General features: G+C 44.4%; 23 protein-coding genes and 1 tRNA gene. 2 read left to right on the top strand and 22 right to left on the bottom strand.

Features of this window, described 5'->3' with window-relative positions; genetic code table 11:
* Positions 1–468: 468 nt before the first annotated feature.
* From lysS to I2483_RS14505, 14 genes are all read right to left on the bottom strand, one after another.
* The gene (gene lysS / locus I2483_RS14440; protein WP_207277837.1) at positions 469–1,959 is read right to left on the bottom strand and encodes a lysine--tRNA ligase; all 1,491 of its coding nucleotides are present in this window, start codon (positions 1,957–1,959) and stop codon (positions 469–471) included.
* A gap of 272 nt (positions 1,960–2,231) precedes the next feature.
* Complete coding sequence (folK, locus tag I2483_RS14445) at positions 2,232–2,717, bottom strand: 2-amino-4-hydroxy-6-hydroxymethyldihydropteridine diphosphokinase (protein ID WP_346267733.1); 486 nt, start codon at positions 2,715–2,717, stop codon at positions 2,232–2,234.
* Complete coding sequence (folB, locus tag I2483_RS14450) at positions 2,714–3,082, bottom strand: dihydroneopterin aldolase (RefSeq protein ID WP_207277838.1); 369 nt, start codon at positions 3,080–3,082, stop codon at positions 2,714–2,716. Before folB ends, folK begins: the two co-directional genes overlap by 4 nt.
* An 11-nt stretch (positions 3,083–3,093) precedes the next feature.
* Positions 3,094–3,945, bottom strand: a complete 852-nt coding sequence (folP, locus tag I2483_RS14455; RefSeq protein ID WP_207277878.1) for a dihydropteroate synthase — start codon at positions 3,943–3,945, stop codon at positions 3,094–3,096.
* Complete coding sequence (pabC, locus tag I2483_RS14460) at positions 3,945–4,799, bottom strand: aminodeoxychorismate lyase (RefSeq protein ID WP_207277839.1); 855 nt, start codon at positions 4,797–4,799, stop codon at positions 3,945–3,947. Before pabC ends, folP begins: the two co-directional genes overlap by 1 nt.
* Positions 4,800–4,815: 16 nt before the next feature.
* Positions 4,816–6,225 (bottom strand): anthranilate synthase component I family protein, encoded by a 1,410-nt coding sequence (locus tag I2483_RS14465; RefSeq protein ID WP_207277840.1) that lies wholly within the window; start codon positions 6,223–6,225, stop codon positions 4,816–4,818.
* A 179-nt stretch (positions 6,226–6,404) separates the two neighbouring features.
* Positions 6,405–7,331: a cysteine synthase A gene (gene cysK / locus I2483_RS14470; RefSeq protein WP_207277841.1), complete on the bottom strand. Its 927-nt coding sequence runs from the start codon at positions 7,329–7,331 to the stop codon at positions 6,405–6,407.
* Between the two features lie 192 nt (positions 7,332–7,523).
* Complete coding sequence (locus tag I2483_RS14475) at positions 7,524–8,444, bottom strand: peptidyl-prolyl cis-trans isomerase (protein WP_207277842.1); 921 nt, start codon at positions 8,442–8,444, stop codon at positions 7,524–7,526.
* The gene (gene hslO / locus I2483_RS14480; RefSeq protein WP_207277843.1) at positions 8,422–9,309 is read right to left on the bottom strand and encodes an Hsp33 family molecular chaperone HslO; all 888 of its coding nucleotides are present in this window, start codon (positions 9,307–9,309) and stop codon (positions 8,422–8,424) included. The genes I2483_RS14475 and hslO overlap by 23 nt, the downstream gene beginning before the upstream one ends.
* A 16-nt stretch (positions 9,310–9,325) precedes the next feature.
* On the bottom strand, positions 9,326–10,090 hold the full coding sequence (locus tag I2483_RS14485; protein ID WP_207277879.1) for a type III pantothenate kinase: 765 nt from the start codon (positions 10,088–10,090) through the stop codon (positions 9,326–9,328).
* A 107-nt stretch (positions 10,091–10,197) separates the two neighbouring features.
* A complete protein-coding gene (gene ftsH, locus I2483_RS14490) occupies positions 10,198–12,228 on the bottom strand; it encodes an ATP-dependent zinc metalloprotease FtsH (RefSeq protein ID WP_207277844.1) in 2,031 nt (676 codons plus the stop codon).
* Positions 12,229–12,358: 130 nt separating this feature from the next.
* Positions 12,359–12,901 carry a hypoxanthine phosphoribosyltransferase gene (hpt, locus tag I2483_RS14495; RefSeq protein ID WP_186673366.1) on the bottom strand — a complete coding sequence of 181 codons (543 nt, stop codon included), beginning with the start codon at positions 12,899–12,901 and terminating at the stop codon, positions 12,359–12,361.
* A gap of 29 nt (positions 12,902–12,930) precedes the next feature.
* Positions 12,931–14,334: a tRNA lysidine(34) synthetase TilS gene (gene tilS / locus I2483_RS14500; protein ID WP_207277845.1), complete on the bottom strand. Its 1,404-nt coding sequence runs from the start codon at positions 14,332–14,334 to the stop codon at positions 12,931–12,933.
* Between the two features lie 87 nt (positions 14,335–14,421).
* Positions 14,422–16,839 (bottom strand): SpoIIE family protein phosphatase, encoded by a 2,418-nt coding sequence (locus tag I2483_RS14505; protein ID WP_207277846.1) that lies wholly within the window; start codon positions 16,837–16,839, stop codon positions 14,422–14,424.
* A 213-nt stretch (positions 16,840–17,052) separates the two neighbouring features.
* Here I2483_RS14505 and I2483_RS14510 point away from each other — a divergent pair.
* Positions 17,053–17,126 (top strand) — tRNA-Met (locus I2483_RS14510).
* Positions 17,127–17,499: 373 nt separating this feature from the next.
* Here I2483_RS14510 and I2483_RS14515 read toward each other — a convergent pair.
* The 7 genes from I2483_RS14515 to I2483_RS14545 form a co-directional block, all read right to left on the bottom strand.
* Positions 17,500–17,928, bottom strand: a complete 429-nt coding sequence (locus I2483_RS14515) for a S1 domain-containing RNA-binding protein (RefSeq protein ID WP_067213725.1) — start codon at positions 17,926–17,928, stop codon at positions 17,500–17,502.
* A 129-nt stretch (positions 17,929–18,057) separates the two neighbouring features.
* Positions 18,058–18,477, bottom strand: a complete 420-nt coding sequence (locus I2483_RS14520) for an FtsB family cell division protein (RefSeq protein WP_207277847.1) — start codon at positions 18,475–18,477, stop codon at positions 18,058–18,060.
* A gap of 54 nt (positions 18,478–18,531) precedes the next feature.
* Positions 18,532–18,999, bottom strand: a complete 468-nt coding sequence (gene yabQ / locus I2483_RS14525; protein WP_207277848.1) for a spore cortex biosynthesis protein YabQ — start codon at positions 18,997–18,999, stop codon at positions 18,532–18,534.
* Positions 18,996–19,292, bottom strand: a complete 297-nt coding sequence (gene yabP / locus I2483_RS14530) for a sporulation protein YabP (protein ID WP_067213728.1) — start codon at positions 19,290–19,292, stop codon at positions 18,996–18,998. Before yabP ends, yabQ begins: the two co-directional genes overlap by 4 nt.
* A gap of 89 nt (positions 19,293–19,381) precedes the next feature.
* A complete protein-coding gene (locus I2483_RS14535) occupies positions 19,382–19,672 on the bottom strand; it encodes an RNA-binding S4 domain-containing protein (RefSeq protein WP_207277849.1) in 291 nt (96 codons plus the stop codon).
* Positions 19,662–21,128: a bifunctional methyltransferase/pyrophosphohydrolase YabN gene (yabN, locus tag I2483_RS14540; RefSeq protein ID WP_207277850.1), complete on the bottom strand. Its 1,467-nt coding sequence runs from the start codon at positions 21,126–21,128 to the stop codon at positions 19,662–19,664. The genes I2483_RS14535 and yabN overlap by 11 nt, the downstream gene beginning before the upstream one ends.
* A gap of 1 nt (position 21,129) precedes the next feature.
* Positions 21,130–22,722, bottom strand: a complete 1,593-nt coding sequence (locus I2483_RS14545; protein WP_207277851.1) for a putative polysaccharide biosynthesis protein — start codon at positions 22,720–22,722, stop codon at positions 21,130–21,132.
* Between the two features lie 217 nt (positions 22,723–22,939).
* On the opposite strand from I2483_RS14545, the gene I2483_RS14550 reads away from it, so the two are divergent.
* Positions 22,940–23,113 carry an aspartyl-phosphate phosphatase Spo0E family protein gene (locus tag I2483_RS14550; RefSeq protein ID WP_207277852.1) on the top strand — a complete coding sequence of 58 codons (174 nt, stop codon included), beginning with the start codon at positions 22,940–22,942 and terminating at the stop codon, positions 23,111–23,113.
* Between the two features lie 355 nt (positions 23,114–23,468).
* Here I2483_RS14550 and I2483_RS14555 read toward each other — a convergent pair whose 3' ends face one another.
* A complete protein-coding gene (locus tag I2483_RS14555) occupies positions 23,469–25,373 on the bottom strand; it encodes an iron ABC transporter permease (RefSeq protein WP_255550462.1) in 1,905 nt (634 codons plus the stop codon).
* Between the last annotated feature and the right edge of the window lie 50 nt (positions 25,374–25,423).

The raw sequence follows: 25,423 nt of genomic DNA on the forward strand, positions 1-25,423 counted from the left end.
GATCAAACTCTCCATAATAGAAGAAAATGAATAGCTCATTTCTTGCTGACTCGAATCCGAAGATTCTTGTGTGTGTTTCTTTTCAACCAACCGAAGCTGGCTTAGTTAGAAACGTTTTGCTCAAGTGCGTTAGCACTCTCGCTGTATTTCATTGATGTTTTGCTGTTCAGTTTTCAAGGTTCATGTAGGAAGAACTAACTTGCGTTCTTCGTTTTTAGTAGTTGTCGTTGTTTCGGTGACAACTTTTATATCATAACATTTTGTTTCGTCCGTGTCAACAACTAATTTCAATTTCTTTTTTCGTTGTTTGACTGTTTTCGTTATGTCGGACTGGCAACGTTATCTAATATAACACCTGGTTCTTTTAAATGCAACACTAATATCAAAATTAGTTTTAATTTCTTCTCCAGTAAAACAAAAACCGCTATACAATGCGCTTTCAAGGGCATTGTACAGCGATTGCTTCCTTTATTCTTTCGGACGCATCTGCGGGAATAGAAGGATGTCACGAATCGATTGCGCATTCGTCAACAACATAACAAGTCGATCGACTCCGATTCCAAGACCCCCAGTTGGTGGTAACCCATACTCAAGCGCTTCAATGAAGTCATCGTCCATATCATGCGCCTCGTCATTCCCTTGTTCTTTCTCAACAAGTTGTGATTCGAAACGTTCACGCTGATCGATTGGATCGTTTAGCTCCGTAAATGCATTCGCGTGTTCACGACGCACAATGAACAATTCGAAACGATCTGTAAAACGACCATCTTCCGGGTTTTTCTTAGCAAGCGGCGAGATTTCAACCGGGTGCCCATAGATGAATGTCGGCTGCACAAGTTGCTCTTCTACTTTTTGTTCGAAGAATTCATTCAGCACATGCCCCACTTCCATCGTCGCTTTTACTTCTACTCCATGTTCTTTAGCAAGTGCATGGGCTTCTTCCTTCGTCATTTCTTTCCAGAAGTCGACACCCGTATATTGTTTGATTGCGTCAACCATATGCAGACGAGTCCACCCTGGCGCTAAATTAATCAAATCTTCCCCGTACTGCACTTCCGTCTTACCAAGCACTTCTTGTGCAATATGCGAGACCATGTTTTCCGTCAATGCCATGATATCGTTATAATCCGCATATGCTTCATATAGTTCTATCATCGTGAATTCAGGGTTATGGCGCGTCGAAGTTCCTTCATTACGGAATACTCGTCCAATTTCATAAACCTTCTCAAGTCCACCTACAATGAGGCGTTTCAAATGGAGTTCGATTGCAATACGCATATAGAGTTCCATATCGAGTGCATTGTGGTGTGTGATAAACGGACGTGCAGAAGCTCCCCCCGCAATTGCGTGAAGCATCGGCGTTTCAACTTCAAGGAAACCTTGTCCATCTAAATAACGACGCATCGACTGGATGATACGGCTTCTTAGAATGAATGTCTCTTTACTACCCTCTGTTGCAATCAAATCTAAATAACGCTGACGGTAACGTTGTTCAATATCCTTTAGACCATGGAATTTCTCAGGTAGCGGGCGCAGCGCTTTTGTAAGGAACGTGAATTCAGTCGCTTTAATAGAAAGTTCTCCAACTTTCGTCTTGAAGATCGTACCCGTAATTCCGATAATATCGCCTAGGTCTGTACTATTGTAGAGCTTATAAGCATCCTCACCAATCGCATCTTGTCTTACGTAGATTTGGACCTGGCCTCCAAGATCTTGCAGATTCGCAAATCCCGCTTTTCCTTTTCCACGTTTCGTCATGATACGACCTGCAATTGTTACTTCATGAGTCGTTTCATCAAGATCTTCTTTTGACATCTCTTCAAATTGTTCTTGGATTTCATTTGATAGATGTGTACGTTCAAATCTCGAGCCGAATGGATCTAATCCACTTTCCCGTATATCCTGCATCTTCTGGCGTCTCACCAAAAGCTGGTCGTTCATTTCATCTAAGTGTGACATTTCTTTCACTCCTTCATCATTATCCGCTGCATTAGATAGCATGCATCTATTGTACACAATTTGTGCCGCCCGGACACGCTTTACTTATCCGCACTATTCGATTGTTTCATAAAAAAAGAGCCCCCACAATACGCGGCGGCCTGGATCATCTGATTCAAACAGCACTTACACCAAACGCTACTTGTTCGCGTTCCATTATTTCAGCAGCAAAACCGTTCATTAGATTAGTTAAGTCATGAGCTGTTTCTACAAACTAGATGGCTGGAGACATTTCATTCGCCATCTTGTAATAAATGACCGACTCCATTAACCTTCCTCCAAAGTACTACACCCGCGTCTATCACCGCACGACCCTTTAATGGAGCAATTTCAAGAAGTGGAATCAAAACGAAGGCCCGCTCATACATTCTTGGATGCGGCACAATCAAGTTTTCTGTTTCAATATTTTCGTTATTATACAGCAAAATATCAAGGTCGGCTGTCCGCGGACCCCATCTTACATCACGAACCCGACCGAGTCCGTGTTCAATTTTTTGGCACGCATCCAATAGGGCCTGTGCTGTTAACGCTGTTTCTACACATACCACCATGTTGAGGAAGTCCGCTTGATCCGTAAAGCCAACGGGTGCCGTTTCGTAAATCGATGATACCGATGTAACGATAATACCGTCGTGCGAATGAAGTGCCCGTACCGCCTCCGTCAGATGATACAATCGATCACCAATATTCGAACCAATCGACAGGTATGCTACACTCACTGGAAGTGCCCCCTCGTAATATCAACCGATACCGAAGCATAATGACCAGGAATCGGCGGATCCGGTTTCACGAGTACGACACGAACACCAGTCACTTTATCCGCAAACTCAGCCAATACAGCAGTAGCAATTTTTTCCGCAACCGTTTCAATCAATTTTACAGGTTCTCCTTCTACAATCGATTGACATACATTATATACTTCCGCATAATTCACCGTTTTATCCAGATTATCCGTTTTTCCCGCCTCCGAAAGATCCGTCGCCAGTGACACCGTCACACGGAAACGCTGGCCTAGTTTCGTTTCTTCAGGCAACGCCCCGTGATACCCGTAAAACTCTAATTCATTCAGATGAATATAATCCATAGTGCATCCTCCTATTGTTCGAAATTCATTTTCCCCGTCAGCACATCCATCATTTTCGCCATTCGTGCCATTTCCTTCACGTCATGAACCCGCATAATGTGGCAGCCGTGTTCAATCCCATAACAAACCGTTGCGCCCGTTCCTTCTAACCGTTCCTCGACAGGCAATCCTAGCACATTGCCGATTAACGACTTCCGTGAAGTACCCAAAAGAACCGGGTAGCCCATTTGTGAAATTCGATCAAGTCCTTGCATCGTCCAGATGTTTTGAATAGCATTGCGTGCGAAGCCGATGCCCGGGTCGAGCCAGATATTATCATGCGCCACACCAGCTGCGACTGCAATCCCGACACTTTCTTGCAAATCAGCGATTACTTCATCCATAAAATCGCCCTCATACTCCGCCTTTTTACGATTATGCATCAATATAATCGGCACGCCATGCTTTGCTGCAACGTCAGCGATATACGGTTCACGTTTCGCTCCCCATATATCGTTTATAATCTGTGCACCCGCAAGAATCGCTTCTTCTGCGACACCCGCCTTATATGTATCAATCGACACTGTACATCCAAACTCTCTTGTCAAGGCCCTGATAACAGGAATTGTTCGTTCAAGCTCTTCTTCCAATGAGATTGGTACATGACCTGGACGAGTTGATTCCCCGCCCACATCGATAATCTTAGCCCCGTCGCGAAGCATCTCTTCCGCGTGCTTAAGTGCTGTTTCGATGCGACCGTATTTCCCGCCATCTGAAAATGAATCCGGCGTCACATTCAAAATACCCATAATAACTGTTTCCTTCTTGAAATCCATTTCCGCATTACTAAACTGATAGCTATCACGTGCACGAGCCAATTCCATCAACAGCAACCTTCTTCCATTTCATTTATTGCCTGTATATAAAATTCATGTAGCTTTTTATAATAAGCACCCGTTGCTCCTGGTAGCGAAAATCCTTCAACCATAGATAGCGGCACAAGTTCCTGCACCGCATTCGTGACAAATAACTCGTCCGCGCCCTCCACATGTTCTTTACCGTAAAATCCTTCATTCACAGTAATCCCTGCAACTCTAGCGCATTCAATAATAAACGCACGTGTCGTCCCCGGAAGAATCCCCGTTTCGACGGCTGGTGTAAACAGCACGCCATTCTTCACCCAAAATATATTTGACGTAACGCCTTCCGCAACAAAATTTTCCGCCGTCACGAAAAGGCCTTCCAACTCTTTCAATGAAGGCAGCTCCAGCCGCCCCCGCACGTTATTAAGGAAATTATGCGATTTATGGCGCACAGTACTTTCCGGTTTATTACGGGTCGTCTCAAGCCAAACAGCCCTTTTTTCCGTACCACGAACAGCCGGAGCCAATTCTTTTCTGAATAAAATCACATTCGGCGATGCGTATGAAGAGGGTGCAAGACCGATGTCATGAACTCCCGCCGAAACATTTAACCGGAAATAGCCATCCTGTCCACCATTTAAGTCATCCAGTTTACGCACAGCCGCAAGAATTTCGGTTTCATCGTAAGGCATCGTAATGCGGTACTCCGTAAGTGCTGCATGCAATCTTTCCATATGTTTATCATACAAGAGCACATTACCGCCGTAAGTCCTGAAGGTTTCAAAAAATCCGGCGCCGTATAGAAATCCATGATCGAACGGGGAGATCTTTAACTCTTCCGCACGCAGGAATTCACCATTCATCCAACACCACATAGAGAATCCCCCAATCTTACTTTTCAGCCATTGCCTTTGCTTGCCAAAGTGCTTTTGCCTTATTCAATGATTCTATATACTCCGCTTCCGGTACCGAATCAGCGACAAGACCAGCACCAGCTTGAATATGTGCAATACCATCCTTGATATAGGCCGTTCGAATAACGATATTCAGTTCGAAATCACCATTAAAGCCAAACCAACCAATAGATCCTGTATATAACCCTCTTCGCGTCGGTTCAAGTTCTTCAATAATTTCCATTGTCCGGAGTTTTGGTGAACCCGTAATTGAACCTCCCGGGAACACTCCTTTCACAATTTCTGCATTCGTAATACCTTCTGCCGCCGTTCCACGAACGTTCGACACAAGGTGCATAACGTGTGAATATTTCTCCACAACCATGAATTCATCCGTTTCCACCGTTCCAGGTGCACAAACACGTTCAAAGTCTTCCCGTTCCAAGTCTACGAGCATTATATGTTCGCCAGTCTCTTTTTCATTCGATAATAATTCTGCTTTAAGCGCCGCGTCTTCGGTTTCATCTATCCCTCTAGGCCTTGTTCCGCCGATTGGTCTCGTACTTAGTTCATCCCCACGTTTTTTCAGTAGCAGTTCGGGTGAACCCGAGACAACGGAAAATTCAGGTGAACCTAGTGACGCCATATATGGCGACGGATTGAACGAGCGCAACGCTTCATACACATCTAACGGATGAACGGTCAGCTGTTTTGATTGCCTTACCGAAAGATTGACTTGTACGACATCCCCGCTTGCAATATAAGCCTGCACGTCGCGGACCATCTGTTCGAACTGAGGTCCCGTCACTGACACAGCAAGATCCCCTTCATCCAACAACACTTCCGTCGCTTTGCCTGGTGTGAAGACTTGCTTGCTCAATCCTTCCGAAGCTGCAGCCAACCATTCAACTTCCAACTCTGCCGGCTCCAATCCGCGACCCGGAAGTGTCATGAAATATGCAATTTCAGTCTTAACGTCAAGCACTACCCAGCGGTCGAATAAATAGAAGAACAAATCAGGTGTATCGAGATCATCTAGTGTATCGACCGGTATATTTTCATAAGTACGAACATAATCGTAACTGATGAATCCAGCTGCACCACCTTGAAAATCTGGCAGTCCAGGAATAGATTCCATTTCATAGGACTTAACAAATTCATTTAACAATTCAAGTGGATTTCCTTCTCTTACCTCTTCCGTACCATCACGCCAGATAAGTTGTAAGTTATCGCCATCCAACGTCCGTAACGTAACAAGCGGATCAATTCCCGCCATACATAATGCTCCGCCGCGTCCACTTTCAAGGAGAATATGACTGTCATGCTCGTGTGCCAACTCTTTATAAGCATAGAATAGTTGTTCTTTCGTCATTGCCACTGTCGTATAAGCTATCTTTTGTTCGTTCATCCCAGTTTCCTCCCGATAACAATTAATATCTTCATCTTACCGCGTAAAAGCCATTTTACGCTATAAAAAGAAAAGCAGATGGCAACTTTTTATTTGAAGGGCGACCATACCCAACCACTACATACAAATCTCAACGACAAAAAAGAAGAAGCATCTCAGCCTCTCCCCCTTCCACCCTATTACTCTTCGTCAAACTGATAAAGTGGCGTACTCAAGTAGCGCTCGCCGTTCGACGGAAGAATCGCAACAACTTTCTTCCCTTTCCCAAGCCTCTTCGCAACTTGAAGCGCTGCAAATATTGCCGCCCCAGATGAAACACCACCAAGAATACCCTCTTCGCGTGCTGCACGTCTCGCTGTGTCATACGCTTCATCGTTCGTTACTTGGACGATTTCATCGTAAATATCAGTATTGAGAACTTTCGGAATGAACCCTGCACCAATCCCTTGAATTTTGTGCGGACCCGGCTTTCCGCCCGATAGCACAGGTGAGTCTGTCGGTTCAACAGCAATGATACTTACTTCTGGAAAGCGCTCTTTCAAGACGCTACCTACCCCTGTAATCGTACCACCCGTTCCAATTCCAGATACGAACGCATCCACGCGATCCAGCGCATCTGCAATTTCAGGGCCTGTCGTTAAACGGTGTATTTCAGGATTCGCTTCATTGTTAAACTGTTGTGGCATGAACCAACCATTTTCCTTTGAAAGCTCTTCTGCTTTACCGATAGCGCCTTTCATACCTTCTGCACCCGGCGTTAACACAAGATCCGCGCCATAAGCACGAAGTAGATTGCGTCTCTCTGTACTCATCGTATCCGGCATAACCAAAACAGCCTTATATCCTTTCGCCGCCGCGATCATCGCAAGACCAATTCCCGTGTTACCGCTTGTCGGTTCAATAATCGTACTTCCCTCTTTTAAATCTCCAGACTTTTCAGCCGCTTCAATCATCGCCAGTGCAATACGATCTTTAACACTAGATCCCGGATTCATGTACTCCAGTTTCAAATAAACATCCGCATCATCTGCACCAGTCATTCTGTTCATTTTAACTAGAGGCGTCTTGCCAACAAGATCCGCAATAGAGTTTCCAACTAACGTCATTTATATCATCTCCTAATTCCTACTATTTTGATATGTCTTATACTATTAATATTACTACCGTTATGTGAACATTGTCAACAATTGAATGCCCACTATATGTATTCTTTTCCCTATATTTTCAGACTTAATCCGCTTAACTAAGAAAAGCTGTCCGGAAACACCAATTTATATCGGCTTCCAAACAGCTTTCTATTATTTACCGTAAAACCACTTTGCGTCGAATTCTTTCCAAAACGCTTCCGGACTAACCGTTTGCGGAAGCTGCTCAAGCGCAATTTCACGCTTGATATGATCTTTTACTTCCTTAAATGAAAACGACTGCCCTTTAACTACTTCACTTACACGAATAACAGCATATGTACCATCACTCAAGGTTATAACCCCACTCGTCAATCCTTCATTCGCATTCGACACAGCTTCGACGATTGCCTTGTCGGTTGCATCAGTCGAATCGTTGATATAACCGATATCCCCACCAAGACTAGCCGAAGCGAGATCTGTCGACCGCTCTTTTGCAAGGACATCAAAACTCGAACCTTTTGAAAGCTCTTCAATCGTCTGTTCCGCATCAGTTTTCGTTGGAACGACAATAATAGCAGTTCTATATGCCGTTAAAATATTGTAAAGTGCAGTATTTTCATCGTACTGCTTCTTTACCGCATCATCTTTAACAACAATATCTTTCGTTAATACCTTTTCGAGGATGAGGTTGGAACGGATTTTCTGACGCATTCCCTCCTCACCTTGACCAGAATGAGAGCGCCCGTCTACAGAACGAATAAGCGAAATTTCAAGATCAATTTCCTTATCAGATACATTAATACCGTATTGTTCCGCGGCTACCGCCATCACTTTTTCATTTACAAGGTCAAGAAGAGTTTCGCGTCCCACTTCTTTTTCCATTGCCGACATCCACTGTTCCCTCGTAATGGGCTTACCTGCGACCGACGCCACTTCCTCATCTGTCTGCTTCGATTTGTCCGGTATGAGCCAACCAACGAACCAGAAGATATTGAAAGCTAAAAGAATTACAATTAATAGGATGAGCGGTTTCGTCTTCAGTTTGCGTTTCTGCGAACTTGTCGTTTCTTCAGGCTTCTGATTGTATTTCATCGATAAAACCTTCCAAAACTTCTTTTGGATATACATATGTCTCCATACAGAAGTGACAGTGTGCTTCAGCTTGTCCATCCTCTTCAATCATGTCTCGTATCTCGTGCTCTCCAAGACCGATAATCGCATTTCCAAATCGTTCCCTCGAGCAATTACACGAGAACGAAACAGCCATCTGATCAAGAATTTCCACGTTTGCCGTTCCGAGAACCTCTCCAAGTATCTCCTCAGGCGTAAGGCCACGGGCAATCAACGTCGAAATCGGTTCAACGTTAGCAATACGCTCTTCCAACTCCACAATTGTCTCTTCCGTTGCGCCAGGCATAACCTGAATAATGAAACCACCGGCAGCTTTCACTGTATTGTCCGGGTTAACCAGCACACCAAGTCCCACTGCAGAAGGTACCTGCTCCGAAACGACAAAGTACTCCGTAAAATCTTCAGCAATTTCACCCGATACAATCGGAACTTGCCCCGTAAAGAAATCACGAAGCCCTAGATCTTTAACAACCGACAACAAGCCATCTGTTCCAACCGCACGCCTCACGTCAAGTTTCCCCTGCTCATTTAAATCAAAATGCGTTTGCGGATTGGACGCATAACCCCGAACCTCGCCATGCGCGTTTGCATCGATAATCATCGAACCAATCGGTCCATTGCCATCAACTTTTATTGTCAGTTTATCCTCGCCTTTTGACATGGCACCCATCATGACCGCCGCTGTCATTGAACGCCCTAAAGCTGCTGTTGCAGTCGGCCACATTGCATGACGACGTTGAACTTCTGATACCGTTTCTGTCGAGCGAGCCGCATACGCCCGGATTGTTCCGTCGAACGCGAGTGCTTTAACTAAGTAATCATTCATTTATTATCTGCTCCTTTTACATGTTTCGTTCATAAATTAGATGAAGCCCTTTTAGCGTCAAGAAGTTGTCAACGACATCAATCACCGTCGTTTCACTTGCGATCAAACCAGCAAGCCCTCCAGTAGCAATGACAGTTGGTTCTTCCTTACTTTGCGCTTTCATGCGGGCAACAATACCATCAACTTGCCCAACATAACCATAAACAATTCCAGCCTGCATAGCAGCTACCGTGCTTTTCCCTACAACATGATCCGGTTTTGTCAGTTCGATCCGCGGCAATTTAGATGCTCGGTCGAACAAAGCCTCCATTGAAATTCCGATACCTGGCGCAATTGCCCCACCCATGTATTCGCCTTTTTCATTCACATAACAATAGGTTGTCGCTGTACCAAAATCAACGATAATCAACGGACTGCCGTATTCATGAACAGCCGCTACCGCATTGACAATCCGATCCGCTCCGACTTCACGCGGATTTTCGTATTTGATATTCAATCCTGTTTTGAGACCAGGGCCAACAATAAGCGGTTTTTGGTTAAAATATTTCCTGCACATTTGTTCCAGGGGAAACATAACTGGCGGGACAACGGACGAAATGATAATGCCAGTTACATCGTCAAAAGAGAGCCCTACGTGCAAAAACAAAGATTTCACTTGCATCGCATACTCATCTTCGGTCTTATGTCTATAGGTTTCCATGCGCCAATGATATTTAAGCTGCCCCTGTTCATAGACGCCAAGGACAATATTTGTATTTCCTGTATCTAGCACTAATAGCATAATGGTTTCCTCGCTAACTTCGTCATTTTCCAACACATCATACCACATATCCATGGATAGAAAAAAGCCGACTGTCTCAAAAGAAACAGTCGGCCCTTATTAGGTGTTCAGTCTTTGCGTTCTTCGTTAATTGACTTAAGAGTTTGGTCCGTTTTGTACTCTTTCGGTAAATCACCGATAGCTGGGTCCGTAGGTGCTCCAGTTGCATCAGAAATGACTGTGTCATCTCCTTCTTTCGAAAGATCTACGCTCTTAGCTGCTTCATCTTTATTGTCCAAGCCATAACGACCGTATGGACGATCAGGCAATGTGCCATGATCTTTTAGATGATTAATTTGCTCCGCGTCGAGTGTTTCTACTTCAAGAAGCGTCGTTGCAATCAAATCAAGCAACTCACGTTTTCCAGAAAGGATTTCTTTTGTACGAGCGTATTGCTCTTTGATGATACGTTGCATTTCTTGGTCGATTTCATACGCAATCGCTTCAGAATAGTTCTGTTCAGAGTTGAAGTCGCGACCCAGGAATACCTGCCCTTGCGCCTGACCGAACTGCATCGGTCCGAGTTTATCACTCATTCCGTATTCAGTTACCATCGAACGAGCCAGACCAGTTGCGCGCTGGAAGTCATTGTGAGCTCCAGTTGAAACTTCGCCGAGAACGATTTCTTCCGCTACACGACCACCAAGAAGTCCAGCAATTTTATCAAGAAGTTCAGGTTTCGTCATGAAGTAACGATCCTCTTTCGGAAGCATAACGGCATAACCGCCTGCCTGTCCGCGAGGGACGATTGTTACTTTATGAACGATTTCAGCGTCATCGAGCATTAGCCCTACAACAACGTGACCCGCTTCATGGAACGCTACAATATCGCGTTCTTTTTTCGAAATAACGCGACTCGTCTTCGCAGGTCCCGCAATAACCCGGTCCGTTGCTTCGTCGATGTCCGACATATCGATTTTCGTTTTATCGCGTCTTGCAGCAACAAGTGCTGCCTCGTTCAATAAGTTTTCAAGGTCTGCACCCGAGAATCCAGGTGTACGTTGTGCAAGTGCCTTCAAGTTGACAGTGTCGTCAAGTGGCTTGTTGCGCGCATGGACTTGAAGAACTGCTTCTCTTCCTTTTACATCCGGACGACCAACTGTAATCTGACGGTCAAAACGTCCTGGACGCAGAAGTGCAGGGTCAAGAATATCAGGGCGGTTTGTTGCAGCAACAATGATAACCCCTTCGTTCTCACCGAAACCATCCATTTCAACAAGAAGTTGGTTCAATGTTTGTTCACGTTCATCGTGTCCACCACCGAGGCCCGCGCCACGTTGGCGACCGACCGCATCGATTTCATCGATGAAAATAATACATGGTGCATTCTTTTTAGCATTTTCGAAAAGGTCACGTACACGTGATGCACCAACCCCAACGAACATTTCCACGAAATCAGAACCTGAGATTGAGAAGAACGGAACACCCGCTTCACCTGCAACCGCACGCGCCAACAACGTTTTACCGGTACCAGGAGGTCCAACTAACAGGATCCCTCTAGGAATACGTGCACCGACTTCAACGAATTTACGTGAATCTTTCAGGAAGTCAACAACTTCCACAAGTTCCGCTTTTTCCTCGTCAGCACCAGCAACATCCGTGAAACGAACTTTTTTTCGGTCATCCGTATGAAGCTTCGCCTTACTCTTACCGAAGTTCATAACACGGCCACCGCCGCCTCCTCCGCCTTGCGCCTGATTTAACAGGAAGAAGAACAAGATGAAGATGATGATGAACGGTAGAAGACCTGTGAAGAAGGATACCCACGCACTCGCAACAGGAGTTGGTAAGATTGTGATATTCGTTTTAGTTTGCGTAGCAAGTGTACGGATATCTTCCTGCGTCTTGGTATCATTCATAATATTCGTGACGAACTCTTCGCCATCCTTGTAGCCTTTCATTGTGCCCTTCACATTAAGGACAAGTTGAACTGGCTGCAAACTTACTGTTGTTACTTTTCCATCTTCCAACGCAGTAATGAATTCATCGTAACGAATCTCTTTCTGTTTCGGGTTTGTATTGTTTAGTGAACTGAATATCCCCATGATTGCAAGAAATATCAGTCCGTATAATAGAAAGTATCGAAGTATTCGATTCATCCCAAGCCTCCTCATTTCATTAGACAGAAAACTAGTGTAAATCTTATCACAGGTCTGATTCATCCTACAAAGGAAATGCCTTAGTAGAAAATCTTTTCCGCGACCCTTTAATAGGTTTTCCTACAATTGTTTAGAAAGAATAGATTTCCTTTTTCAACACGCCAATATAAGGTAAGTTTCTGTATTTCTCCATGTAATCAAGTCCGTAGCCAACGACAAACGCATCCGGTACGTCAAAACCAACGTAATCCGCTTTTAAGTCTACTTTTCGGCCACTTGGCTTATCGAGGAGAGTAACAATTTTAATAGAATTTGCTTTTCGGTATTTCATCAATTCGACAAGGTAACTTAATGTTTTCCCACTATCGATAATATCTTCAATAATGAGTACATCGCGTCCTTCAACACTTGTGTTCAAATCTTTAACGATTTTCACTTCTCCTGATGAAACTGTTGCATTACCATAACTTGAAACATCCATGAAATCGAGTTCGATATAAGCATCGATACGCTTAATGAGATCACTCATGAAAGGTAATCCACCCTTAAGCACACCAATCGCAAGTACGTACTTGTCTTGGTACTCTTCTGTCAATACCGCACCAAGCTCACGGATTTTCTCTTGAATCTGTTCTTCTGTAATTAGCACTTCTTCGATATCTTTCCCCAACATCGAAATTCCTCCTCTTTCATGCAGATCAATTATAACTTTCTTGTACTAACTATGTACTTACTTTGATCTGTCTTGCGTCGTGAAAATACCACTCCGTACCGTACTCCTGGAACTGCACAAATTTCACCTTGCGCTGTAATGATTACCGGTAATCGGTCGCGTTCTGTCATGCCAACCTTTTCATCGATAAACAACCTGGATAAACGTTTCGGGTGTGTCATCCCCGGCAACAAGATTCGATCCCCATCCTCTCTTCTCCTGATAGACAGAGGAAGTTCAGAGTGAGGCAAGTCAAAATACATGATGTCATCTGTATCCGTGAATAACTCCGTATCGAGGTTACTCACTTCATTCCAATAAAGCTGAAAATCATTTCCCCAACGGGTCCAAACGCCTTTCGGCAACACTTTTTGCAACTCCACTTCTTCGGCTGGTGTTTCGCGAACGAACGTCAGCACGCCATATTCCCGAATGAATCGGTAACCGCGTGGAAGGTTAATGGATACATTCCCATCTTGCGAAAATAGATGGTGTAACAGTTGACTTATAAGCGCAGAATTATATTTTACGGGCATAATTTCCCCATTGTAAAGATACCTTAATAGTAGTGTAATCACCCGTCTTTGTAAAGTTTGATGCATGCTGGAAAAAGCATTCCCGTCAACGACAGGCAGGCCCGCTTCTGTGAACTTAGTAATTTCAGTAAAGCGTTCCCGCGCCAGCATTTCAAGCAATTCTTCATCTTCCTGTAGATAACCTGATATTCTTACTGCATTTTCAGCGGCTCCCGGGTTTTCAGCAAGAATAAACGGAACAATTTTGTGACGGTAACGATTACGCAGATAGGCATCACTTTCATTACTTGGATCTTCACGAAAATGTAATTCGTGCTCCCCTACATATGAATAGAGGTCCGCTTTCATAGCCGGAAGGAAAGGTCGAATAAGGAATCCGCCTTCAACTTCACGCTTCACCGACATCCCCAAAGGCTGACTGCCTTTCGTTACTTGCATCAAGACCGTTTCCAACTGATCTTCTGCATGATGTGCCGTTGCCAAAACATCATAATCATGCTTTGTCATGACCCTCTCGAAAAAAGCATATCGGCCTTCCCGACAGACAGCTTGCACATTGCCGCCTTCTTTCTCAATAATAGCTGGAACCGGGACACTTCCGCCAAAAAACGGAATTCCATACACTTCACACAGCCTTGCCACAAATGTGCCATCTTCCGCGGACTCTTTCCCGCGTAATTTATGATCGACGTGAATTGCGGCAACTTCAATCCCCATTCTGTCTCGATTTGAAGCCATGAAATGTAAAAGCGCCACTGAATCTACACCACCCGAACAGGCGATTAAAATACGGTCCCCCGGGGCGATGAGTGACCACTTCTTGATAAAGCCGAATATAGTCTGTTTAAATTTATCCATTGCCCCGCTCCCTGCTCTTTTCTAATCTACTATTATTCTGATTTTACCATAGAATAACTAAAGGAGGGGACTCACTCCCTTACGCATTCAACCGAATACCCTTTCCCGGGAAATAGTTTGTGAATAGGGTGTGAAACTAGACCACTTTGGAAGAACATGGTCGATTTTCATAACTAACACAGTTCGATCGTCTCCAATTACACCAAACCTTCGCTCCATTTCATGCATAATACGGTCCGCAATTTTGTCACATTCGAACCCTCCGTACTTTTCAAGTGTGTTGTATAACGAATTCTCTTGTTTCTCAAGCGGGACATCACCATTAAAGATACCGTCCGTTAACATAAGTATAATGTCTCCTGACTTTAACTCTTCGTTTTTTGCCTCCACAGAAAAGGATGGAAGAAAACCGACGGGTACAGATTTACTATCCAGTCTTAAAAAATCGTCACCGCGTTTAATATACGTGCTCATCGACCCTGCCTTCCAAGACCATATACGACCGTCTTGCAAATCAACGAGGGCCAGGTCAAGCGTGGCGTACATATCATCCAGCCCGTTCAAAGACATCATATAATGCAAGGTATGCATAGCTGTTTCAGGATCCATTTTCCGGTCCAAACATTCTCGCATCAAACGAATTACCTTTCGACTCTCACGATATGCATTTAGATCCTGGCCCATTCCATCCGACAACAAAACTGCGGTTAACCCTTCATGAATCGGGAACACTTCATATGCATCACCTGCGTGAAATGTTTCCCCGCCTGATGTTGCCGCAATACCATAATCAAGAGTAAAACGAACTGCCGAACCAAAAGTTAGTTGGATATGCGGAAAAGGGTCTTGTAAAACGGCAGATTTGGCGACCCGGAACGGCTCATCGTACATTTCTTCAAGAATCGGCAGAATAAACCTTTCAGCAACTGTCGTATCTGTTTCAAAGTCAGATCTTTTCTCGGGAATACAACAGATGATGCGACGCGCTCCCCTCTCCCCTGGTAAAACATCAATCTGGAAGTACTCAATATCTTTCTCTTGGAGCCGTTTCGCCAACTCTTCCTCGGCAGGCTTATAAACAGTCAAATCCTCTTTTACTTCATTCATGATTTTATCCAGGTGGGTGCTCATATCACGCAACTGGAGGGCAAGCATTTTTCGTCCATGCTGTAGTTGTCCCGTCAATAAACGGCTGGCAGCTTGTTCCTCAAGTTCCGTCACCAATCCATTGAATCGGATGCACTTATATTTAATTTTTTCCTCAACACGGTGACGTTTAGCTTTTTTCGTCATAGAATAGGTCGCTTCCCATTCACTTAGTAGCCCGCCCATATCATTATCTCCGCCTTCCCAGCATTTAGCATGACGAAAACACGACTGGCAAATCTTCGGTATTACTTGCTGAGGCAATACATCGGCATTATCGCGGGGGGGAAACCGGTCGCCAACAAGCGTCGACATAAATTCAGAGAACTTCTGGAAATCAGCTAGTTGTTCGTCTAGGCGTTCCGCTAACCATTTTTGTTGTTTTTCAGTAGTTTCCGTATTCTCCGGATAAAAAATGTGTTTAATCGGCTCTAGTCTTTTCGATGGGATTAGTAAAAAAATAATTGTTGCAGTAGCGATCGTTACAAAGTGCGAAGTATCAAGTGGCAGGGTCAAATCATACATAAGGAAAAATAAAGATACAGAGGCCGCACCTAACACGATACCAACTTTTCCAAACCGGCGGAGTGTACCTGCAAAAAAACCTGTCATGCCATATACCGCCATCATTCCAGTGAAGGATAATTCCGCCACTCCCACAATTGCGGCAATGATCATTGCGATTGTTGTTGAAAATGGCAGTCCTCCCACAAGTGCCGCAAGCAAGATAGTCAGGTGAATGAGTGTACCTGAAACCGAAACAGGACCTAACATAAGCCCGTTCATGCCAGTTGTAGCCAGCGCACCGACAAGGCAGGCGGCTCCAAGACGTTCAGGCGTCCATTTACCAAAGAAGATTCGATCTGCGGCAGGAAATGCGACAAAGAGGAAGAATGTCATGAATAAAGCAAGGACTGCTTCAAAGCCTATATATAATTGAACATTTACTGGTGGTTGCCCGACATGCATAATGAACTGCCACAACACTTGAACAACGATAATGCATCCCGCTACTGTTAGCGGCACCGATTTTCGCATTAGCGGATATTTAATAACCGCATTAAATAACGCAAGCATCAATAGATGTATAACAGCCTGTCCAAGACCAAGGAATGCACTCCCAAACATCCCGCCAATGAACACCCATATAAGATGCTTTCTGAAGCGGGCTCGCGCAAGTGCCCACACCGGCAAGAAAAAAGGAACCGCTGCATCGAACAAGACGGCTTGCGACAAGAAAAAAGATCCAAATAAGAATAGAGTCGCAACTAAAATATGCATTTTTCGTTTTCCAATCATCTCGACATACATACCAATCGGATGGCCTACTGGACGCACTAATTGATCAATTAGCTTCATTTCCCATTCCCCCTATGTCTACTATGCCTTGAGTATACATAGGCAAATGGAAAGAAATTGTCTGTTCATGACAACAAGAAAACTAAATGTTTCGACTCATTCCGAACTGTTTTTTCTTTTTCCTAACACGGGTTGACACTTCATTGTTTCACTTGTATTATAAGTATTGTTGTTCTGTACAAGCGAAAACAGGTGCTTACCAGAATACACGAAGGCGGCGTAGCTCAGCTGGCTAGAGCGTACGGTTCATACCCGTGAGGTCGGGGGTTCGAACCCCTCTGCCGCCATTAATGAAATGCAGGAACAGCCGTCCAGAGGCTGGACAATAAGTTTCCGAAAAAGCAGTTCCTACGTCGTGAATTCACGACGTAGGAACTGCTTTTTTCTGCAATAAAAAAGTGGGTGGTTGTTTGGTGAGGTGTGGCGGTTTATGCCATTTTCCGTGATAGTTTTACGACTTGGAATGACAGTTTATACGAATGCCATGATAGTTCACGATTGCCATCACAGTCTATCCAGTTGCCATCACAGTTCGCCACATTCTCCAAACCCCTCCGCGTCAACAATACAAAAAAACAGCGAACAAGGGTTATTCCCTTTGTTCGCTGTTTTTCCCTACACTATTCATACACTTTTTCATGAATTGAAACAGCTAGCAAGTTACCCTCTGCTTGCGCCACGGCCACCGCGTTTCGATTCTGTCGCTCTTTTCAAAGTAGAGAGACGCTCTTCGCTGTCTTTCATGAACTTTGCCATCTTTTGTTCAAAGTTCTCTGGGCGATCCATAGCAGGACGGCCACCACCTTGACGCGGACGTTGCGGGCGCTGAGGACGTTCTGGACGCTGTTCAGATTCAGGCTTCGCTTTTCTAATCGATAACCCAATTTTACCATCTGCACCGACGTTCATCACTTTCACTTCAACCATGTCACCGACTTTAAAATGATCGTTAATGTCCTTGACATAATTGTCCGCTACTTCACTGATATGGACCAGGCCTGTTGAGCCATTCGGTAGCTCAACAAACGCCCCGAAGTTTGTGATTCCTGTTACTTTACCCTCTAGCTTGCTGCCTACTTCAATTGACATAAAAAAAATGCTCCTCCTTAAAATTTAAGCGGGCCCCGCGCTGGGAGCCTTGCAACCGTATTAATGAGCCCTGCAAATTGCAGGATCCTTACTTCCATTATAGCCAATAAAAAAAGAGTGTCAATAAGACTACTCTTTTCCTTTATCTTGTTCATCTGTTTTTTTCTTGTTTTCGGGTATAGAAAAAATAATTTCATTCTTTTCAGACAAGAAATATTCCTTGCGAGCAAGTTTTGCGATATAGTCATCATCATTCAATTTCACAAGTTGTCTCTTTAGCATTTCTTGTTCTTCCTGCACCCCTTCGAGCTGGGCCAGCACCTCTACTTTTTGCTGTTCCTTCGCCGCTAACGCATGTTTTTGATTGATGAACATATTCGTTAGGCCACCAAGAATTATAGCGGCGGCAATAGCAAACACAGCCAGTCTACGATATAAACGGACTTTCCGCGCATTCTTCCTAGTCTCTTTCTTTTGAAGTGAGCGGACATATTCAGTTTGAATCGACGCGACCCTTTCGGACGATTTCCTCTGCTGTTTCTGTTCCACGTCTTGCACTTCCCCTCTTCACACACTACAACTTGTTAGTTCATATATTATATATCATTTCACTCTTCTTTTAAAGAGTTTCCCGGAAATGATACGGAATATTTTAACAAATGGTGTAAAGAGGACTGCCAAGACTTTCACAATAAAACGAATGACTAGACTTACAATAGATACTACCAGACGCGCGAGGAACAAGAGTGGTCTTATAAACAAAACCAACAAGATCCGCCCAACAAACCGAAACGGCTTATAAAAAGTAGTTACGTATAGCAACATTCCACTAATCTGTGCAAACGGATCATATATTCGCCACGCCCCATCCCTGACAAGGTAAAGGATATAAAACGTCCAACATCCGACTAGTATCCATCCAATGACTTCAAGCCAGACCGCACGCTTCCGAATAATTGATTTCTTCCCAGCGTGTGCGGTACCTGTTCCGATCATATCCATGAATGCCCCAGCAACAATGCCTGTCCCAATCATAGCGAGCAGGCTAAGAAATTGAACGGATAGACTCATCCAAACAATTTATGGAGGAAACCTTTTGAGCCTGATTCTTCTTCATCATATTGAATCGTGCCGACCGTTCCCTCCAATGTTAGAAGTCCTTTATCGACATCTAAATGGACGATGCGTAGTTCCTCTCCGCGGATTTGCAACAATCCTTGTGATGTTCGAACTAGAAATTCTTCCTGATCGAAACGGTCAATTGATTTTACCGACGTCAAGTCCATTCGTTTTCTATTGCGCATTGTAACAACGTGGTCTCCTGATGGTATCGCGTACGTAGGACTATCAGTTTGAAATTGCATTATATGCTTCCCCCTTTGGCTTGTACGTTCACTGCTAGCTTATGCCCGGGTATAAAAAAACATGACAGGAATATTCCCTGTCATGTTGTTTAGTCTTCGTCATCCATGAATTCCGGTTCCACTTTTTCAAGCTTCTCTTCGTTCAAAATTGTGTACATTGAGGCAGCATCGTCTTTTTTCGTCGTATCTTTCAGCATGTTGATTTTTACCGTTACGATTTTCTGCCCGAAACGGATGGCTAATTCATCGCTTTCTTTTACAACCGATGACGCTTTCGCCACTTTTTCATTGATTGTTATACGCCCTTGATCAGCCACTTGTTTCGCCAGTGTCCGTCTTTTGATCAGGCGGGATACTTTCAAGAATTTATCAAGTCTCATGATTATCTTCCCCTTCTTTGGCTAGTTTCCAAAACGCTTCAAGTTCATCAAGTGTATAGTCAGTAAACTTGCCCTGTCCATCTTTCACACTCTTTTCGACGAATGAAAACCGTCTATTGAACTTTTGATTGGCGTGAACCATCGCTTCTTCTGGAGATAGCTTGAGGAAGCGCGCAATGTTAACGATTGTAAACAGAACGTCACCTAGTTCGTCCATTTGACTGTATTTCGTTCCGTTCACTAGTTCTTTGCGGAACTCCATCCATTCTTCCTCAAACTTTTCAAAAGCACCGTCAATCGTTGGCCAGTCAAACCCAACCTTCGCCGCCTCTTTTTGATAATTAAGTGACGTCAGAAGCGATGAAGAAGGACGTTCTTGACCATGTAAGAGTGATTCAGCTTGCGGTTTTTCCTGCTTCTTGATGTCCTGCCAATTTTGAAGGACCTCTTCTGAATTGTCTACGCTTTTATCTCCAAAAACATGCGGATGACGGCGAATCATTTTTGAACCAACTGCTTGAAGGACGTCTTCCATCGCAAAATAGCCGTCGTCTTCGCCAATTTGAGTATGAAGGAATACTTGCAGTAGCACATCACCAAGTTCTTCTATGACAGCTTCGTCATCTTGTTTATCGATTGCCTCTAGTAGCTCATGTGCTTCTTCAACCAAATAACGCTTCAATGACGCATGCGTCTGTTCACGATCCCACGGGCAACCGCCCGGAGCGCGTAGTGCGGCAATAATTTCCCTGAACGTTGACCAATCTTTCAGCCGTGCTTCTCGTTCAACGACGGGCGGCACGTAAACGGTCGTCAAATTATTAATTTCAGTTACGCGGTCCAGTTCAAATAGCGGAACTGTAATCAATTGCTCGCCCGTAGAACCGGCCGCCGTTACAATTGTCACAGGATGATCGAAAGCGTATTTCTCCATCAGTGACAATTTTACCTCAGATGCCACAAATGCATCGTACACTTGTCCAATCAAAATATGCTGCTTCATATGGACATCATCGCGTTTCATATCCGTACCGTCTAGTAACTGGAACCCTTCAATTGGATCAATGCGTAAAGCTGCAAAAATTGGGTCAAGAAAGCTATTTCCACCGGCAATTTCCATCTGGATTAAACCTTGACGTTCTTTCTCGACTAATAATTGTACCGTCCGTTCCGCAACGAGTGGATGCCCCGGTACAACATAGGTAACCGGTTGTTGTGCACACATAATGAGCAGCTGTTCTACGATTTCATCATATACTTGCTCGAACGAGTCGTGTTTTTCATAAATTTCATCGAAGCTTGTTAGGACAATGCCTTCCGCCCTTAATTCGGCGACAGCAGGGTGCTGGTCCGTACGCGCGACAATGCAGGTAGCCTCTTTCAACTTTCGATATGTCCCAAGCGCCAATTGGTCAAGGTCCCCTGCGCCGAGACCAATAATTGTTAACTCATTCATGTCATTCACCTTTTCTTTTAGTAAGTCGTAATTGCAATGTAGCTAAACGTTTACCGAATGGTAGTAGAAACCATTCTTTCTCTGCCATTATACGTGATTTCATAACGACGAAAAGGAAAACAGCTGCTCCCGCCGAAACGGATGTTAATGCGATAAGTGTCGCTTCAATGCGCCCCGGCAACTTGTCTAATAAAAACCCGTCTGCAATGAGCATCCACGGCAAGACAACCGCTATCATGAGGACAGTTGCCCCTATCACCCATCCGTAAAAACGTACTGGCGCAAGGCGAATTGGCCAAACCTTTTTAAAGTATAGTAGTAACCCAAACGTAATAGCTGCGAAACCGATATTACCTGCAATTGCCGCCCCTGTGACATCCCAAAGCGGGACCAGAAGTTGATTGGCAAAGACTTTTATAACCAGTCCACCGATTAGCAGGAGCGTTGGTACTTTTACTTTCCCAGCCCCTTGAAGCATCGCAGTTAGCGGTAAAATAAGCGACAGCCAAAGAATTTGTAACGAGAAAATAATGAGTGCAACAGAACCGTCACGTGTTTCAAACAGCATTTCATTCACATAAGGCAATACAAGCGCAAGCCCCGCTGCAGCTGCCCAACCGAATAGAAAAGCAGTCCGGAACGTTAGTCGGATAAACGGCAGTGCCCCTCTTCCCACATTTTTTGTCGAGTGATGAGCGATAAGCGGAACAATGGCGAGCGCTAATGTCGAAGCAATCAAAATCCCCATTTGCACGAGTGGCTGCCCACGATCGTAGACACCCTTCATTACCATGGCTGTATTCCCCGCAAAACCGTTAGTTAGAAGAATATTATAAACCGTAAATGAATCGGCCAGTTGAAACATCAGCAGAATCAGTGAACTAGCACTAACCCCTAAACTGACAACCGTCAATTCTTTCACCACTTGCCATGTATTTACTTTTTCCAGCGGCCCTTTGAACGTGTTCCGGAAATAAAGCGCAAGAATAACAACACCGGCACTTTCCCCAACGACCGCCCCCCACATTGCCACTTCGCCCGCCGTATAGAGCGAAGCACCTGAAGATACTGCAATCCATGTCCCAATTAAAATAACTGTTACACGGAGGGCTTGCTCACCTACACCAGAAATGGCAACCGGAACCATTCGCCCCTCCGATTGGAATGACCCCTTCAAAACTGCTAATGCCGGCATAAGCAGAACAATATATGCACCTGCCCGCAGGAGAGATACGAGTTCAGCATCGCCCATGGAACGTGCGAAAAACGGAGCAAAAACAGTCAATAGAACAAAAAAGGTTACTGATAATAAAAGAAGATATATAAATGCCACACGCATCACTGCTTTTGCCTCACCGCGACTCGTACTTCCTGCAAGTAGTTTCGATACAGCCACTGCAAAGCCGTACGACGTCCAAACAATAAAAATACCGATGAACGGGTACACTTGCTGATAAATATAAAACCCTTTGTCACCGACAAGGTTTTGGAATGGAACTCGGTAAACTGCACCAAGCAATTTCACAATGATTGCGGAGATCGTCAGAATCGACGCACCTTTCATAAACGTTTTCATATCCCATTGTTGCGTCATATCCGTGCCTCTTTCTTTCGTGCATAGTAAGTCCATTATATCATGAATGAATAACGGCTAGATTCCAAAAAACATCGAATATTCATATTTAAGTTAAGAATAGGTTTAGTTGTTCAACTTTATGGGAAAGACATATGTATGAGATTTGTAAGTATCTTACTGTAAATTATATCGAAAAATAGAAATAATGAAAAAAGTAAATAAGGAGGGACCATGGATGGTAAAAAAAATTCCCAAAAAGCGATTTCTATTGGTACTAATAAAATTTAAAAGAAATGATATGTATGCGAAGGCAAAAGATTTTGGTTTGAGTCATCCGGTTGTCGTCGCATGCAGTCAAGAGCTGGATACATTACTGAATAGGTATCAGGGGATCCGGGCTATACGGTGATCTGACGATGTGTCGCTTTCTGAATACAAATAATTAACTAGGTGAGTTGAATAAATGAATCCACTGAATAACGCTTCGGCGCTTAGGGGATGCCTCTTGCCATAAGCCAATTGGCTTCGCCACCAGTCTTAGGGCTTCGGCTACCCCTGTAAGGCGCCTACGCTAGGTTCACATACGTATACAAGTTACTGACGTCATTTGTGCCCTTTGAATCGTGGCATGAACTGACAAGGGATTCAATACTTCAACATATATAGCTCCTTTTTCGTGCTTTGTACTACTATATGATTAGTGATTGATCATTTATGATATTGATGAGGATACTCTTAAGCCTGTTAATAGTTTATAACTCTTTTCATTTCATTTTCCGAAGAAGATATAACAAATACGGCGTACCAATCAGCGCGACAATCAACCCACTTGGAATGTCTTTCGGCGCGATTAAAATCCTTCCGACAAAGTCCGCAGTGACAAGAAGCAATCCGCCTAATAACCCTGATACAACAAGTAAAGGCAGATGACGGAAACCAACTAATCTGCGTGCGATATGGGGTGCAACAAGCCCGACAAAACCAATCGTCCCTACAATTGAAACAGCTGCCGTACTTATCGCAACACCTACGATTAACGCCCAAACACGTGTCGACTTCACAGAAAGCCCCAGACCCGCCGCCACATCATCGCCGAACGTCAATGTATCTAAACTGCGCGTCAAATAAATAGCCGGACCGATGAACAATGCGAATAACAACAAGGCTAGTTGTACATCATCCCATCCTTTTGCGTACGTACTTCCCGACAACCAGACGAGAGCAGCCGCAACGGCAAGCTTTGCTTTCACAACCAATACTTGTGTGGCGGCCGATCCAAATGCGGATATTGCAATTCCCATGAGCGCAACGAGCATCGGTTGGAAGTTATTTTTCCACGATGTTCCCAAAATAATACAAAGGGCGATGGTAGCTCCCACGACCGCGCCAAGCGGCATATAGCTAACCGGAATCGCGGGAAATAACACGAGAAGCATCATCGCCCCGGCACCACCCATTGATGTGACACCTAAAATACTTGCATCCGCCAATGGGTTTCGTAATACTCCCTGCAATAATACGCCCGCAACTGCGAGCATAACTCCAACGATGAACGCCGTTAACACGCGCGGAACTCGGAAATTCCACACAACAGGTTTCAGCCATTCAGTCGTCCATGCAGTGCCGTTAAATGATAAAGCCAATGAAATAATAACGATAATGAGTGCGACAACAATTGTGATGACAACCGGCAGTTTCACCGGTTTTAATGTACCGCCCATTTGACGGTCGCCTCGACTATGCGTTTTTGCAGTTTTCCATGCCAAGTACAACAGCCATGGCCCGCCAATCAACGCGGTCATTGCACCTACTGGAACTTCTTGTCCGGGTTGTATCAATCGCCCTAACACATCGGCTCCAATCAGCATGACACTTCCCCATAAAAATGACTGGAGAAGAATGTTCAAATGCCCTCGGACGCCAAGCATCCGAACAATATGCGGAGCCATTAATCCAATAAAACCGATTGGGCCGACAACGCTTACCGTTGTAGCCGCAAGAACAATTGCAACAGCCCACGCGAGTAATTTAACAAACCTAACATTTTGTCCAAGGGACGACGCGATATCTTCACCTAGCGACAGCGTATCCAACGGTTTTGCCAATACCAATGCGAGGACGAAGAACACAATTATTACTGGCCCCGCAAACGATACACCATCCCAATTTAACTGAACAAGTGTACCGGAGCCCCATAAAAAAAGACCGTTTGTCTGATTTTCGAATAATAGCTGCAAAGAACCTGTCATCGACGCAAACAGTAACGAAATAATCATCCCTGTCAGTGCCACACGTACCGGCTCCATTTGCTTACCTGCTAGCATCACAACGAGAACAGATGACAGTACAGCACCCACTAATGCAACAATAAACGGGAAATTACCAAGTAGCGATGGGAAGAAAATCATCGATACAACGACAAAAAAATACGCACCTGCATTAATTCCTAGTGTGCCTGCAGATGCTAATGGGTTGTTCGTCAATGTCTGCAAAATAGCCCCTGCCACTGCAAGGGCCCCCCCGGCAAGTATCCCGATTAGTAAACGCGGAAGACGGAGAGAGAGCACGATGTCCTGCACGCGCCCTTCTATCCACACTTCTTTTACTAATTGGGTAACCGTATAATCCGCTTGACCTTGTGTTAAGTGAATAAAAGATAATACAACCAACAGGAACAATCCTATAATCATGACTACAAAGGATCGTTTTCCTGAAGTCT

This window comes from Sporosarcina sp. E16_3 (assembly GCF_017347125.1).
Classification (GTDB): Bacteria; Bacillota; Bacilli; order Bacillales_A; family Planococcaceae; genus Sporosarcina.